The sequence below is a fragment of the Rhizobium sp. R86522 genome (assembly GCF_042466255.1).
Classification (GTDB): domain Bacteria; phylum Pseudomonadota; class Alphaproteobacteria; order Rhizobiales; family Rhizobiaceae; genus Allorhizobium.
Genome location: NZ_JAXHBX010000001.1, coordinates 2,795,158 through 2,808,918 on the forward strand (window position 1 = coordinate 2,795,158; position 13,761 = coordinate 2,808,918).

14 protein-coding genes are annotated in these 13,761 nt (G+C 62.5%); 6 read left to right on the plus strand and 8 right to left on the minus strand.

Translation table 11 applies throughout. The features are described 5' to 3' along the window. Positions 1 to 46: 46 nt before the first annotated feature. The gene (locus SJY08_RS13705; protein WP_300888778.1) at positions 47 to 751 is read left to right on the plus strand and encodes an HAD family hydrolase; all 705 of its coding nucleotides are present in this window, start codon (positions 47 to 49) and stop codon (positions 749 to 751) included. Here the strand turns inward: SJY08_RS13705 and SJY08_RS13710 are convergent, their stop codons facing one another. Then, entirely contained in the window at positions 752 to 1,381 is a 630-nt protein-coding gene (locus SJY08_RS13710; protein WP_377278599.1) for a DNA-3-methyladenine glycosylase I, read from the minus strand. Positions 1,382 to 1,592: 211 nt separating this feature from the next. Between SJY08_RS13710 and SJY08_RS13715 the strand changes: the two genes are divergently transcribed. Continuing rightward, the gene (locus SJY08_RS13715) at positions 1,593 to 2,414 is read left to right on the plus strand and encodes a L,D-transpeptidase (RefSeq protein ID WP_069042074.1); all 822 of its coding nucleotides are present in this window, start codon (positions 1,593 to 1,595) and stop codon (positions 2,412 to 2,414) included. A gap of 91 nt (positions 2,415 to 2,505) precedes the next feature. Then, positions 2,506 to 3,192 carry a L,D-transpeptidase gene (locus SJY08_RS13720; RefSeq protein WP_069042075.1) on the plus strand — a complete coding sequence of 229 codons (687 nt, stop codon included), beginning with the start codon at positions 2,506 to 2,508 and terminating at the stop codon, positions 3,190 to 3,192. A 78-nt stretch (positions 3,193 to 3,270) separates the two neighbouring features. Here the strand turns inward: SJY08_RS13720 and SJY08_RS13725 are convergent, their stop codons facing one another. From SJY08_RS13725 to SJY08_RS13745, 5 genes are all read right to left on the minus strand, one after another. Next, complete coding sequence (locus tag SJY08_RS13725; RefSeq protein WP_054148785.1) at positions 3,271 to 3,744, minus strand: hypothetical protein; 474 nt, start codon at positions 3,742 to 3,744, stop codon at positions 3,271 to 3,273. 61 nt (positions 3,745 to 3,805) lie between these two features. Then, positions 3,806 to 5,119, minus strand: coding sequence for a glycolate oxidase subunit GlcF (gene glcF / locus SJY08_RS13730; RefSeq protein WP_377276282.1), 1,314 nt, complete (start codon positions 5,117 to 5,119; stop codon positions 3,806 to 3,808). 49 nt (positions 5,120 to 5,168) lie between these two features. Further along, entirely contained in the window at positions 5,169 to 5,546 is a 378-nt protein-coding gene (locus SJY08_RS13735; RefSeq protein ID WP_054148783.1) for a DUF4870 domain-containing protein, read from the minus strand. 12 nt (positions 5,547 to 5,558) lie between these two features. Continuing rightward, the gene (gene glcE / locus SJY08_RS13740) at positions 5,559 to 6,752 is read right to left on the minus strand and encodes a glycolate oxidase subunit GlcE (RefSeq protein ID WP_377278601.1); all 1,194 of its coding nucleotides are present in this window, start codon (positions 6,750 to 6,752) and stop codon (positions 5,559 to 5,561) included. 8 nt (positions 6,753 to 6,760) lie between these two features. Further along, entirely contained in the window at positions 6,761 to 8,194 is a 1,434-nt protein-coding gene (locus tag SJY08_RS13745) for an FAD-linked oxidase C-terminal domain-containing protein (RefSeq protein WP_377276284.1), read from the minus strand. A gap of 137 nt (positions 8,195 to 8,331) precedes the next feature. Between SJY08_RS13745 and SJY08_RS13750 the strand changes: the two genes are divergently transcribed. After that, complete coding sequence (locus SJY08_RS13750; RefSeq protein WP_054148781.1) at positions 8,332 to 9,228, plus strand: LysR family transcriptional regulator; 897 nt, start codon at positions 8,332 to 8,334, stop codon at positions 9,226 to 9,228. Between the two features lie 2 nt (positions 9,229 to 9,230). Here SJY08_RS13750 and SJY08_RS13755 read toward each other — a convergent pair whose 3' ends face one another. Together SJY08_RS13755 and SJY08_RS13760 are read right to left on the minus strand one after the other, a co-directional pair. Then, entirely contained in the window at positions 9,231 to 10,643 is a 1,413-nt protein-coding gene (locus tag SJY08_RS13755; protein WP_377276287.1) for a DUF6880 family protein, read from the minus strand. Between the two features lie 67 nt (positions 10,644 to 10,710). Continuing rightward, the gene (locus SJY08_RS13760; protein WP_054148779.1) at positions 10,711 to 11,982 is read right to left on the minus strand and encodes a DUF3422 family protein; all 1,272 of its coding nucleotides are present in this window, start codon (positions 11,980 to 11,982) and stop codon (positions 10,711 to 10,713) included. Positions 11,983 to 12,145: 163 nt separating this feature from the next. Here SJY08_RS13760 and SJY08_RS13765 point away from each other — a divergent pair, with 163 nt between their 5' ends. Both SJY08_RS13765 and SJY08_RS13770 read left to right on the plus strand, forming a co-directional pair. Further along, positions 12,146 to 12,976: a FadR/GntR family transcriptional regulator gene (locus tag SJY08_RS13765; protein WP_054148778.1), complete on the plus strand. Its 831-nt coding sequence runs from the start codon at positions 12,146 to 12,148 to the stop codon at positions 12,974 to 12,976. Further along, the gene (locus SJY08_RS13770) at positions 12,973 to 13,746 is read left to right on the plus strand and encodes a (Fe-S)-binding protein (RefSeq protein ID WP_054148777.1); all 774 of its coding nucleotides are present in this window, start codon (positions 12,973 to 12,975) and stop codon (positions 13,744 to 13,746) included. Before SJY08_RS13765 ends, SJY08_RS13770 begins: the two co-directional genes overlap by 4 nt. The last annotated feature ends 15 nt before the right edge of the window (positions 13,747 to 13,761 follow it).

The following is a 13,761-nucleotide window of genomic DNA, read 5'->3' on the forward strand; positions in this document are numbered from 1 at the left end:
GAGAGAGGGAATAGTCTCTCGCTTCCTGATCGAAAAAGGAGGCGTCATGTCCAACCGCCCTGTCTCCGTCATCGGCTTCGACGCCGACGACACGCTCTGGCAGAACGAGCAATACTACAAGCTGACGGAGCACCATTTTCGCAGTCTGCTCTCCGAGTTTGCCGAGGGCGAACATGTGTCCGAGCGCTTGCTTGAGGCCGAGAAGCGCAATCTTGCCCACTACGGCTTCGGCATCAAAGGCTTCACGCTATCGATGATCGAGACGGCGCTGGAGATCACCGAGGGGCGCGTGCCCTCTTCCGTGATCAGCGAAATCCTTGGCATCGGACGCGATCTGCTCAGCCACCCCGTCGAATGCCTGCCGCATGCGCGTGATACGCTGGAGGCGCTTTCGGGCAAATATTTCCTGGTGCTGATCACCAAAGGCGACCTTTTCGACCAGGAACGCAAGCTCGCACAATCCGGCCTCGGCGACTATTTCGATGCGGTCGAGATCGTCTCGGACAAGACGGCCACCACCTATCGGCGGGTCTTCGGTAAACATGGCGAGGGACCTGAGCGCTCGATGATGATCGGAAATTCGCTGAAATCCGACATCGTGCCGGCCATCGCGGCGGGCGCCTGGGGTGTCTTCGTGCCGCATGAACTGACCTGGGTGCTGGAGCATGTCGACAAGCCCGAGGAGGCGCCGCGCTTTCGCGAGATCCCGGATCTCGGCCATGTGCCAGATCTCGTGATGAGCCTTGCCTGATCAGGGACGAACGAGCCGGGAACGAAGTTCCTCGGTCGGCGCGCGACGGCAGCAGCCCTCGATGTGGTCATTGACCAGGCCCATGGCCTGCATGAAGGCATAGACGGTGGTCGGGCCGACGAAGGTCCAGCCGCGTCTCTTCAGATCCTTCGACAGGCGGATCGAGGTGGGCGATGTCGGATTGGCCCTTAGAGTGGCATAGTCCATCCGCTCCGGGCGTTCCGAGGCGTCGGGTTCGTAACTCCAGAAGTAACCAGACAGCGAGCCGAATTCCGCCGTGAGGTCGATCGCGCGGCGGGCGTTGTTGATCGTTGAGACGATCTTGCCGCGATGGCGGATGATGCCGGCATCGGCGAGGCATCGGGCGATGTCGTCATCGCCAAACGCGGCCACTGCGTGAAAGTCGAAACCGGCAAAGGCTGCTCGGAAATTTTCCCGCTTCCTGAGGATCGTCAGCCAGGACAGGCCGGACTGGAAACCTTCGAGGCAGATCTTCTCGAACAGCCTCACATCGTCGGTGACCGGTCGCCCCCATTCCTCGTCATGGTAGTGGCGATAGTCTTCGAGGCCGCCATGCCAGAAGCAACGGTCAAGGCCGTCGTCTCCCCGGATCAGGCCTTCCGCGATCATGTCCATGCGATTCTCTCCGATGCGGAAATTCGTTTACCATTTGTTCACGAGCTTTCCAAACCGGACGCTAACCCTTCCGAAAGGTTTACAGCCTTGATCGCATTTTCATGAACGCCTCTTTACCAATTGGCGGCCTTCGCTCTGGCACCATCGGCTCGAATTGGCGGCATGTTGTGCCGCCGCATCCGGTCCCTAGTTCGTGAGTTGTCCGATGTCGAAGAGTTCCCTGTTACTGGCCTTGCTGACCAGCCTGTCGATTGCCCTGCCTGTCCATGCGAGTGATCGCTACAAGAGCCGTCCGCCTGTGATGGTCAGTCCCGACCTCCAGGCATCCTGGGTCCTGCAACTCGGCGGCGTTCCGGCACAGACGCGCAGTTCTGCCACGCCACAGCGCATGCGTCAGGCCGTTCCGGCAGGGCGTCAGCGGGTGGTGCAGCAGCCGCAACAGGTGCTGCGTCAGCAGCCGGTGCAGCAGCAGCGTCGTCTCGTGCAGCAGCGGCGTGTTCTTTTCCCGCAGCAGCAGCCGGCGCCGCAACAGGTCGCGATGCGGCCGGACAAGCCGGTGCGCACCCAGATCGAGCCGAAATTCCTGCCGCAGATGGTCCAGTACCAGACCAAGCACAAGCCGGGTACGATCGTCATCGATACGCGCGAGCGCTTCCTGTACCTGGTGATGGCCGACGGTATGGCCAAGCGCTACGGTGTCGGCGTCGGCAAGCCAGGTTTCGAATGGGCCGGCACGCACAAGGTGACCGCGAAGCGCGAATGGCCGGACTGGCGCCCGCCGCAGGAGATGATCGCCCGCGAGGCAGCCAAGGGCCACTTCCTGCCTGCCCACATGCCGGGCGGCCCGGAAAATCCGCTGGGTGCCCGCGCGCTCTATCTCGGCTCGACGCTGTATCGCATTCATGGAACCAACGCGCCTTGGTCGATCGGCAACGGCGTTTCCTCCGGCTGCATCCGCATGCGCAACGAGGATGTGACGGATCTCTACGAGCGCGTGAAGGTCGGCACCAGGGTCATTGTGATCTAAGGCACAGGCAATATCACAATACATCGATTAGCGCTTGCTTTGATAGGCGAAGCGGCTAGGCTTTCAGCCCTGAAAATCAGGGGGATTGTCTATGTTCAACACGACTCTTCGCAAGGCGGCGGTGGCGGTCATCGCGCTTACCATCGCCTTGCCGGCGCCCGCCAGCGCCATCAGCCTTAATCGCATTCAGACGACCAGCGATGTGACGCTTGTTGCCCAGCAGCGCAAGGAAGTGCCTGAAAAATTCAAGCGCAAGGTCGTGCGCCTGACAACGGACGAAAAGCCGGGCACGATCATCATCGATACGAACAACAAGTTTCTCTACTATGTAGAAGGCAACAACCGCGCGACCCGTTACGGCGTCGGCGTCGGCCGCGAAGGCTTCGGCTGGTCGGGCGTGGTGAAGATCGGCCGCAAGGCGGAATGGCCGTCATGGCGCCCGCCGGCAGAAATGCGCCGCCGCGAAGCGGCCAAGGGCCATATCCTGCCGGTCGTACAGGAAGGCGGACCGGACAATCCGCTCGGCGCGCGCGCCATGTATCTCTACAAGGGTGGCCGTGACACGATCTTCCGCATCCATGGCACGAACCAGCCCTGGACCATCGGCCTCAACATGTCATCCGGCTGCATTCGCATGATGAACAAGGATGTCGAGCATCTCTACGAGCGCGCCGATATCGGCTCCAAGGTGATCGTGATCGGCCCGGGCAATCGCCAGGGCGACGTCTCCTTCGACGACAAGGGCGTGGACATCCTGCGCACGATCTTCGGCGGCTGAGCCCAAACATTACTCATGAAATGCAGACGGCCGCATCGCCAAGATGCGGCCGTTGTCGTTTCGGTTCGTGTTACTCGGTCAACGCTTGATGTCGCAGAAGATATCACCCTCGTGGGAGAGGATCTGCTCGCCGCCGACGGCGCTGCCCATCTTCAGCTTGACGACTTTCAGGTCGTAGCGCCCCGTAAACCGCTTTGTGGTGCTCGAATTACGGTCGGTGATCATCGCCACAGACACGCGATAGAGCGGCTCCCTTTCCGGGGCAAAGGCATGGATGCTGAAGCGCAGGTCGCGCTCATCGATCCAGTATTGCTTCAGCATTTTCGAGGTGATCTGGAAGCGCTGGAAGCCCGCTGGCGCCGCCTTGTCCTTCACGCCAGCCATGCCGCGGAAATGGACGATCCTTTCCTGATCCTTGTTGCTGAAGCCACTTTCCAGCGACATGTCGAGGATCGGGTCGGAACTGGCGCAATAGATGCGCTCTATGGCTGCAGCCGGCACCGCCATGGGACACAGAAACAGGAATACAAAGGGCAGTGTTCTCTTGGCCATGACGATCTCCCGGGATGCTTCATCCCGGGACAAGTCTTACAGAAACCGCTTAACAATTCGCCTAAACCGCCGTGCGGCGATCCAGCGCTTTCGGACGAGGACCGCCATAGGCCCAGTTCAGAAGCTCGACCGTATGGACGACGGGAATGCCGGTCGCCGAGCCGATCTGGGTCATGCAGCCGATGTTGCCGGCAGAGATTATATCGGGTTTCGTCGCCTCGATATTCTTCACCTTGCGGGCCTTCAGCCTGGCTGAAATCTCAGGCTGCATGATGTTGTAGGTGCCGGCTGAACCGCAGCAGAGATGGCCTTCCGGCGGATCCTTGACCGTGAAGCCGGCCGACTTCAACAGAAGTTTTGGCGCCATCGTCACCTTCTGGCCATGCTGCAGCGAGCAGGCGGAATGATAGGCGACGGTCAGCCCCTTCGTCTCCGCGAGAGGCAGATCGAGGGTCGAAAGATACTCGGTGACGTCCTTGGCGAGTGCCGAAACGCGCGCTGCCTTTTCGGCATAGGCCGGATCGACGCGCAGCATGTGGCCGTAGTCCTTGATCGTCGTGCCGCAGCCCGAGGTCGTGACGATGATCGCGTCGAGACCGCCCGCTTCGCTCGCGCGGGTCCAGACGTCGACATTGCGGCGAGCGCTGTCGAGAGCCTGCTCCTCGCGGCCCATATGGTGGACAAGTGCGCCACAGCAGCCCTCGCCTTGCGGTACAACGACTTCGACGCCAAGACGAGTGAGCAGCGAGATCGCGGCTTCGTTGATACCGGGATCGAGGACGGGCTGGGCGCAGCCTGTGAGGATCGCGACACGGCCACGGCGGGTTGCAGCTGGGGCATGGATAGCGGGCTTGGCGAAGTCGGAGGGTGGCGCGACCTTGGAAGGCGCGAGCCTCAACATTGCGGCCATCGGCTTGAGTGACTTTACCTGATCGAAGATGCCGGCGAAGGGGCGTCCGAGGGCGGCGAGCTTCAAGGCCAGACGGAAGCGGCCCGGATAGGGCAGAACCATGGCCAGCATATTGCGCGTCAGCCGGTTCATCAGCGGGCGGCGATAGGTCTTTTCGATATGGATGCGGGCATGATCGACCAGATGCATGTAGTCGACGCCGGAGGGACATGTCGTCGTACAGGCAAGGCAGGAGAGACAGCGGTCGATATGGGTGACGATCTGGTCATCCGCCGGACGGCCGTTCTCCAACATGTCCTTGATCAGGTAGATGCGGCCGCGCGGGCTGTCGAGCTCGTTGCCAAGCGTCACATAGGTGGGACAGGTGGCAGTGCAGAAGCCGCAATGCACGCATTTGCGCAAGATGGCTTCGGCTTCCGCGACATGGGGATCGGCGAGCTGCTCGGCGGTGAAATTGGTCTGCACGCAAATCCTCCCAAAGCGCGGCCGGCAGGGCCGCTCCCTTCATTCGTTTTCAGATCCACCAGCTGGTGGGACGGGCGATCGGCTCGCCGGCCGAGGCCTTCTGCAGGCCGATGACGCAGCGGACGACGATCCAGATGGCGACGCCGAAAATCAGGATGACGCCGACGGCAACAAGCATCAGGATGCTTGATATCAGCGCATAGAGCAGCCCGATCCAGAAGGTTCTGATGGCATAGGTATAATGGGTGTCGACCCAAGGCTCGCTCTTGCCGCGGTTCACATAGGCCATGATCAGCCCGACGATGCCGGTGAGGCCGACGACGAAGCTGACGAGATAGAGGCAGTAGACCACCTGCACATTCATACGCCCAGGGGAGAACCAGCCCTCGCCGGATGAAACGGGCGGCTGGTAATTCGGATCAGTCATGACAAAACTCCTTCATGCAATCAGTCCGGGATTGAAAATCCCGTGAGGATCGAGTTTTGCCCTGACCCGGCCCGAAAGCAAGGCAACCGCCGGAGCCTGCGGCTCGAAGCTGGCCACTTCGGCGCGGATCTGAGGTGCTGCCCGGAGCAGCGTCGCATGGCCGCCGCCAAGGGTGCGGATGCCATGGCGCAAGACCTCTGCCTCGGGATCAGCCTCCATACGCATCCAGACGAGACCGCCCTGCCAGTCGTAATAGGCGTCGATGCCGGCGCGGAGCCTGAGGCCCGCGACCAGCTTCCAGGCTTGCGACGGAGCCATGGACAGGCGCCAGAGCGGCCGGGCCGTGCCATCGGCATAGGGCATGACATCGCGGATTTCTGCCCAGAGCGCTTTGGTGTCTTCAGCGTCGAGACGGCTGACCGGGCCGAAACCAGCAACGGCGGCCATCAGCTTTTCCGCACGCACGGCTACCGAGGCTTCGAGCCCCTCCAGGCGCATGACCGTGGCCGCACCTTGAGGAAGCTTGCCGCCAATGAATTGGCCACGCACGCTTTCCGGCAGATGGGCCGCACCGGAGACCTCGACGGAGAGCGACAGGGCAGCGGCGAGCGCCTTCATCGCCTGCTCGTCTTCCAGGCCCGAGAGAACGATGGTGGTCGCCGTTTTCGGCACGGGCAGAACCTTGAAAGTGACTTCGGTGAGGAAACCGAGCGTGCCGTGGGAGCCGGCGAGCAGCTTGACGAGATCGAGGCCCGTGACGTTCTTCATCACCTTGCCACCGGCCTTCACGACGTCCCCTGCCCCGTTGACGAAGCGCACACCGAGCAGATGGTCACGGGCGGCACCTGCCGTGAAGCGACGCGGACCGGAGCTGTTGACCGCGAACAGGCCGCCAATGGTGGGCGTGCCCGAGGTGCCCATGGCACCCCGATGGTCCATGGGTTCGAAGGCCATGCCTTGCCCGTTTTCGGCAAGGGCCGCCTCGATCTCCGCAACGGGTGTGCCGGCACGGGCCGTGATGACCATTTCGGCGGGATTGTATTCGACGATGCCGGTGAGGGCTGCGGAAGAGAGAGTGGCGTCTGCGGCTGTAGGATTGCCAAAGCCCGCACGGCTGCCACCGCCGCGGATGTGGAGCGGGGTCTTGCGGGAGGCATGATCGCGGATGACGTCGGCGGCTTCGATTTCGGTCGAGGGGTTCAGCATACTCGTCATCATCCTCTCCCCTCCAGCGGAAAGACCTTCGACGGATTGAGAATCCAGTCCGCATCGAACGCCGAGCGCACGGCCATCTGCTGGTCAAGGTCGACTTGGGTGAACTGGTGCAGCATCAGGTCTCGCTTCTCAATGCCGACGCCGTGTTCGCCGGTGAGGCAACCGCCGGCGTCGACGCAGAGTTTGAGGATCTCCATGCCGGCGGCTTCGGCCTTCGCTGCGTCATCAGGGTCGTTGATGTTGTAGAGGATCAGTGGGTGCATATTGCCGTCACCGGCGTGGAAGACATTGGCTACGCGCAGGCCGTAGCGGTCGATGATCTCGGAGGTCTTGCGCAACACGTAAGCGAGCTGGCTGAGCGGCACGGTTCCGTCCATGCAGATGTAATCGGCGATGCGGCCGGTGGCGCCGAAGGCGGATTTGCGGCCTTTCCAGATGAGGGCGGCCTCGTTGGCGGACTGGCTTTCTCGCACGGTCTTGACCCCATGGCGTTTGGCGATCTCGACGATGGCGGCCAGCATCGCGTCCATCTCGGCTTCGGAGCCCTCGACCTCGACGATCAGCAGGGCCTCCACGTCGAGCGGATATCCGGCCTTGGCGAAGGCCTCGCAGATCTCGATCGCGGGCTTGTCCATAAATTCGATGGCGACCGGAATGATGCCGGCGCCGATGACATCGGCGACGCAGGAGCCGGCTTCCTCGGCGCTGTCGAAACCGAAGAGCACGGGGCGCGCGCCTTCGGGTTTGGCGAGGAGGCGAACGGTGGCTTCGGTGACGATACCGAGCTGGCCCTCGGAGCCGCAGACGAGGCCGAGCAGGTCATACCCCTCCGCGTCCAGATGTTTGCCGCCGAGATCGACCACCGTGCCGTCGACGAGAACCATTTTCACGCCGAGCAGGTTGTTGGTGGTCACACCGTATTTCAAACAGTGGGCACCGCCGGAATTCATCGCGATATTGCCGCCGATGGTGCAGGCGAGCTGCGAGCTTGGATCGGGAGCGTAGAAATAGCCGTCAGAGCCAACGGCATCCGATATCGCGAGATTGGTGACGCCGGCCTGAACGGTCGCGCAGCGATTGGCGTAGTCGACCTCAAGGATCCGGGTCATGGCGGAGAGGCCGAGCACGACGGCATCTTCCTGCGGAATGGCACCACCCGAGAGCGAGGTGCCAGCGCCACGGGGCACGACGGGGATGCCGTAGCGATGGCAGTATTTCATGACGGCGGCCACCTGGGCTGTCGTCTCGGGCAGGACGACCGCGAGCGGGCGGCGGCGATAGGCGATGAAGCCGTCGGTCTCGAAGGGGACGAGTGCGTTTCGCTCCTCGACGAGGCGCCCTTGCGGCACCAGCTCCTTCAAGTCGGCGAGGATCTCGGCGCGGCGCGACAGGACGTCGGGCCTCGGCGGCAGAAAGGCGATGGCTTCGCTCATGAAATGTCTCCCCTCTTTGCCCAGATCCTAGCTGCGCAGCGCCCGCCGCTCAACTGGTCTATTTTTATTACCACTAGGACTTTCGTGGAGCAAATGCTATGCACTTATGACCAAATCGGAAACAGTGGCGCTCACTCATGACCAATCTCGGTGATCTCGAAGTCTTCGTCCGTGTGATTGCGGCCGGCAGCATGTCGACCGCGGCACGCGACCTCGGCCTGTCGCCCGCCGTTGTGTCCAAACGCATCAAGCGGCTGGAGGACAAGCTCGGCACACGGCTCCTGCAGCGCACAACCCGGCAGATCTCGCTGACGGAAGCCGGCCAGGGATTTCACGAGCGGGTGCTGACCGTGCTGGGCGGACTGGAAGAGGCCGAAGCCTTCGCGTCGGGTCGCTCCTCGGAGGTCAACGGCACGCTGAAGATCTCGGCATCGACCTCGTTTGGCCGCATGCATGTTGCGCCGCACTTGAAGCCCTTCATGGAGGCGCATCCGGACCTCGCCATCCATCTGGTGCTGTCGGATGACTTCACCGACATCGTCGGTGGAGGCTTCGATCTCGCGATCCGCATCGCGGAGTTGAACGATTCGTCGCTCGTTGCGCGCAGGCTCGCACCGGTGCGCCGCGTGCTCTGCGCGGCTCCCAGCTATCTTGCTGCGCACGGGACGCCTGAAACCCTCGACGACCTGAAGAAGCATCGCTGCCTGCCAGCACACAATCACGATTCATGGCGCCTGGAAGGTCCGACCGGGCCGGTGACACTCAGGCCCGAGGGCATGCTGATCACGAATTCCAGCGAGGTGCTCCGCGAAGCAGTCATTGCGGGCCTCGGGATCGCGCTGCGCTCCACCTGGGATATCGGCGCGGAACTGAAGAGCGGCAAGCTGGTGCAGGTGCTGCCGCAGTATGAAAGCTCGCGCAACGTGGCGCTGTCGGCCGTCTATCCGAGCCGACAGTTTTTGCCCGCGAAAGTACGGCTATTCATTGATTATCTGGCGGAGCTTTATGGGCCCGTGCCCTATTGGGAGCGTTAGCACTAGCCCGATAGCCCGCCCGGCACCGAACTCCAGAACCCGTATTTCTTCGAATGATTGCGCCGCAATTCGGCGAGGAAGGCGGCGTGGGTCGAGAGGCCGAGACCTTCGGGCAGGTTCGGCATGAGGCGCGCGAGCTCGCCGACGTAACGGCCAGCATGGGGATAGGCCATGCCGATGCCGCGCCTGAGGATATCTTCAACTAGTACACGGTAGAGCACGACGGCGGCCAGCGGCTCCTTTGCCGACAGCGCTTCGGCGGCTGGGGCGAGATCGTCGTAGTGGCGGCCTTCCCAATCATGCTGGTGGCGCAGGACGTGGGCGGCGGCAAGATCGAGACGCGGCCAGGCGAGGAAGAAATCAAGCGCGAGATAGATGTCCTCGTGCTCTTTCGCCAGCGCCAGTGCCCGGTCGAGCTCATCGAATTCGGCGAAATCGTCGAGCTTCGACAGGTAGAGTTTCAGTACGGATGGATCGAGGGTTTCGCCGAATTCGCGCCAGCGCAGTTCCTGCGCGTCTTCGCGGCGCTTCAGCTTTTCGAGGATCTCGGCTTCCAGCAGACGGCGCTCATGGGCGCCATAATCCGGACCGACGGAGGCAAGAACTCCGTTGACCGGGATCAGGCGGACGCCACGCGGGCGCTCGCGCACCCATTCCAGCGCGGCCTCGAAACGACCGGCCTGATGCAGCAATTCGGCGACAGCGAGCGTATCGCGGCGGTTTTCGGGCTTCTGGCGTTCGAGCACCAGGAAATCGTCGATATCGCCCTGATGCAAAGCGAGCGATTGCAGGAGGTCAAGAGCGCCGAGCTTCAGGGGTTCGGAGGGCAGGACTTCGGCCAGCACCGTTCGCCATGCCTTCGCGGCCGGGCCTGAGACGACGCCGGTCAGCGCACGCAGGAAACCGGTGTGCTCACCGTAGCGATCGCGCAACCGCAGGCGCTCGATATGCGGCACGAGAAGGACCTGCTCCTCGGCCCCGACGGTCTTGATGAGGTCGAGTGTCGCCAGTTCCGTGTCGTCAAAAACCTTCCACAGGCGAGCATTGTCCGTGGCCAAACGTGCGGAGACCGGAAACCGCAGGCCGAGGAAACGAACAATACGCTCGGCTGCGACCTGAGGATCGGCTGACCCAAGTTCGGAGAGGATGTTGCGGGCAAGGGCTGCAAATTCCCCGGCGAGATCACGGGCGCGTGCCTTGTTGATCCGCGTCGTCGCCTGGTCGATCGCATCGAGGCGCTTGTCGATCAGGCGGGCCATCTCATCCGGCCCGGTTTCGCCGGCGAGCGCCGTCTGGAGGCGTGCCTTCAGCGCCTTGTTGGCCGCGGATTCCTCCAAGAGGATATCGACCAGTTTCTCGAGCCCAAGGCCTGACAGCCCCTTCTTGTCGAGTTTCGCCTTGGTCTGCTTCGCCATTCTGCCTGTCATCCGCCGCTTGTCTGCGATCATATATCGATCCGCAGGGCGCGTCAGCAAGAGCTGATCAGCCTTGCCGTTCGTGGCTCCTACGGATCCGTCGAACCACCCACCAGACGCCAAGCACGGAGAGCGGCACCGAAATACCGGTGATGATGGCCGTGTCGAAGGGTAGGAGGTCGTGCGGGATGGCTTTGGCGGCATAACCGACGAGGCCGACGACATAGTAGGAGATGGCGGCGACCGAGAGGCCTTCGACGGTCTGCTGCAGGCGCAGCTGCATTTCGGCGCGGCTGTTCATGGCGGTCAGCAGGTCGGAATTCTGCCGTTCCAGCTCGACATCGATCCAGGACCGGACGAGAGCCGTAGCACGCGAGAGTTTCCGCGAGAGGTTGGCCTGACGTTCCTCGATCGACTGGCAGGTGCGCATGGCGGGCGCGAGGCGGCGTTCGAGGAAGGAGCCCAGCGTCTCGTGACCGGGCACCGGCGTTTCATCCAGCGTCTTGATGCGCTCGCGCACGATGCCGTCATAGGCGCGGCTGGCCCCAAACCGATAGAGGCTCAAGGCGGCATTGGCTTCAAGCTCGGCGGCAAGGCGTGTAAGCTCGGAGAGCATCTCGTCGGACTCGTCGCGGGCATGGGCCTTCATCCGCTGGGTGACGGCGGTCAGACCGTCCTCGATGCGGCGGATCTCCGGTGACAGTGTCTGGGCGAGCGGCAGGCCGAGCATAGCCATGGTGCGATAGGTTTCGATGTCGAGCAGGCGCTGGACCACGGCGCCGCGGCCAGCTTCGGTCATGCCTCTGTCAATGACGAGGATCTGGGTGAGGCCATGACCGTCCTGGCGAAAGTCGGTGAGCACAGCCGCCTGGCCGTTCTTCAACTCGCTATAGCAAAGGCTTGCCGGATCGAAGGCGGCATGGGCATCGGCGATTTCGGGACCATCAGGGCGAAGTTCGAGGCGGATCCCCGAAATCAGCGGACCGGGGGCGATGAAGCCGTCGCCGAAGGGATGGATCGGCACTTCGCCACCGAAGCTCTCCGGCAGCGGGCCGTCCCAGAACCAGGTGGAAAACTCGGTATGCCTTTCCCAACGAAGCGTCCCCTGCCCCCAGGCGAGCGAATGATAGCGTCCATTCTTCTCCGGCGGGGCGACGCCGCGGGCGCGGGACAGTTCGGAAATGGCCGCGTGATGCACGGCCGAACCGCCATCCATCATGAAGGCAAGTTGGAAGATGACCCGGCCGGATTTGACCAGCGCATAGGGTCTGGCATGGATTTCTCCGAGCGCCAGCGCCCGCTCCGGCGCCATTGGAAATGCAAAATCACCCTTTGCCACGCCGACCGCCTCCCTTGCCCTATCGCAAGCTAGCAGTGCGCTCGCGTCAGCGCAAAGGTGCAAACGTCACAGCCCCGCTTTCGACGAATTCCGCAGCAGTCAACTGGACAACAAAGTTGACCACTTGTCATTCCGCTTGCTATGAAACGGCATGGAGAGGGTAATGATCGAGAGCGACCAGACACTGTTTTCCGGCGTCAGCCACAGCCGCACCGCCGACGAGGTGGTGCAGCAGATCGAGCTTTTGATCCTCGACGGCGTGTTGCGTGATGGTGACCGGCTGCCGGGCGAGCGGGAATTGTCCCAGTCGCTCGAGGTGTCGCGGCCAATCCTTCGCGATGCGCTCAAGGAGCTGGAAAACCGGGGACTGCTGATCAGCCATCATGGCGGCGGCACCTTCGTTGCCGACATCATCGGCCAGGTGTTTTCCAAGCCGATCACCGATCTCATTTCTCGGCATGCCCGCGCCACGCGCGACTATCTCGAATATCGCCGTGAACTCGAGGGCCTGACGGCAGAGTTGGCGGCCCAGCGGGCGACGGAGACCGACAAGGCGCTGTTGTCCCGGATCATCGAGGACATGCGTCACGCCCACGGGACCCAGGAGCCGGAAGACGAACTCGCGGCCGACGTGGAATTCCACAATGCCGTCGGCGAAGCGGCGCACAACATCATTCTCCTGCACACCATGCGGGCCTGCTACCGGCTCCTGTCGGAGGGCATCTTCTTCAACCGCAAGGCCGTCTTTTCGCTGCCCAATGCGCGGGAGAGGCTTCTTGATCAGCATGTAGCGATCCATGACGCAATCCTCGCCGGCGATCCGGAAGCGGCCAAGGCTGCAGCTCAGGCGCATATCGATTTCGTCATGCGGGCGGCCGACGAAAGCGCGCGAGCCGGCGAATGGGGACGGGTCGCGAAACTCAGGCTCATCCGGCGCGACGGCGGTCGCACGGGCCGTACGGCTAACCTTTCGAAAACGGAGACAAAAGCGTGAGCCAAGCCCAAATCCGGCCGAAGGTCGGCCTCTTCGCGACTTGTCTTGTGGACCTCTTCCGGCCGAGCGTCGGCTTTTCTGCGGCAAAGCTGATCGAGGATGCCGGCTGCGACGTGCACGTGCCGATCGCCCAGACCTGTTGCGGTCAACCGGCCTACAATTCCGGTGACACCAAGGATACGCGTGATCTGGCAAAGCAGGTGATCGAGCAGTTCGAAGGCTTCGACTATGTCGTTCTCCCCTCCGGGTCCTGCGGGGCCATGCTGAAGATGCATTATCCCGAGCTCTTCAAGGGCGATCCGCTCTGGGAGGAGCGCTGTCGGCGCTTCTCGGACAAGGTGTTCGAACTCGTTTCCTTTCTTACTGATGTCAGAGGGATGACCGAGGTCAAGGTCCAGCTCGACAAGAGCGTGACCTATCACGACAGCTGTTCTGGCCTCAGGGAACTCGGCATCGCAAAGCAACCGCGCGCGCTTCTGTCCAGCGTCGAGGGGCTGGAACTGAAAGAGATGACAGGCTCGGATGTCTGCTGTGGCTTCGGCGGCACCTTCTGCGTCAAATATCCCGATATCTCAGGCAAGATCGTGTCGAAGAAGACGGCGATGATTGGGGAGACCGGCGCCGATCTGCTGCTCGCCGGCGACATGGGCTGTCTGATGAACATGGCGGGCAAGCTCAAGCGCGAGGGCTCATCCATCGAGGTTCGGCATGTCGCGGAAGTGTTGGCCGGGATGACCGACAGCCGGCCGATTGCCGGCAGCGGCAAGTAACGGACACAAAGGGAG

What these genes read in the sequence shown, in the direction of transcription:
- SJY08_RS13705 (WP_300888778.1), top strand. Translation starts at nt 47, where the DNA reads ATGTCCAACCGCCCTGTCTCCGTCATCGGCTTCGACGCCGACGACACG.
- SJY08_RS13710 (WP_377278599.1), bottom strand. Translation starts at nt 1,381, where the DNA reads ATGATCGCGGAAGGCCTGATCCGGGGAGACGACGGCCTTGACCGTTGC.
- SJY08_RS13715 (WP_069042074.1), top strand. Translation starts at nt 1,593, where the DNA reads ATGTCGAAGAGTTCCCTGTTACTGGCCTTGCTGACCAGCCTGTCGATT.
- SJY08_RS13720 (WP_069042075.1), top strand. Translation starts at nt 2,506, where the DNA reads ATGTTCAACACGACTCTTCGCAAGGCGGCGGTGGCGGTCATCGCGCTT.
- SJY08_RS13725 (WP_054148785.1), bottom strand. Translation starts at nt 3,744, where the DNA reads ATGGCCAAGAGAACACTGCCCTTTGTATTCCTGTTTCTGTGTCCCATG.
- SJY08_RS13735 (WP_054148783.1), bottom strand. Translation starts at nt 5,546, where the DNA reads ATGACTGATCCGAATTACCAGCCGCCCGTTTCATCCGGCGAGGGCTGG.
- glcE (WP_377278601.1), bottom strand. Translation starts at nt 6,752, where the DNA reads ATGCTGAACCCCTCGACCGAAATCGAAGCCGCCGACGTCATCCGCGAT.
- SJY08_RS13745 (WP_377276284.1), bottom strand. Translation starts at nt 8,194, where the DNA reads ATGAGCGAAGCCATCGCCTTTCTGCCGCCGAGGCCCGACGTCCTGTCG.
- SJY08_RS13750 (WP_054148781.1), top strand. Translation starts at nt 8,332, where the DNA reads ATGACCAATCTCGGTGATCTCGAAGTCTTCGTCCGTGTGATTGCGGCC.
- SJY08_RS13755 (WP_377276287.1), bottom strand. Translation starts at nt 10,643, where the DNA reads ATGGCGAAGCAGACCAAGGCGAAACTCGACAAGAAGGGGCTGTCAGGC.
- SJY08_RS13765 (WP_054148778.1), top strand. Translation starts at nt 12,146, where the DNA reads ATGATCGAGAGCGACCAGACACTGTTTTCCGGCGTCAGCCACAGCCGC.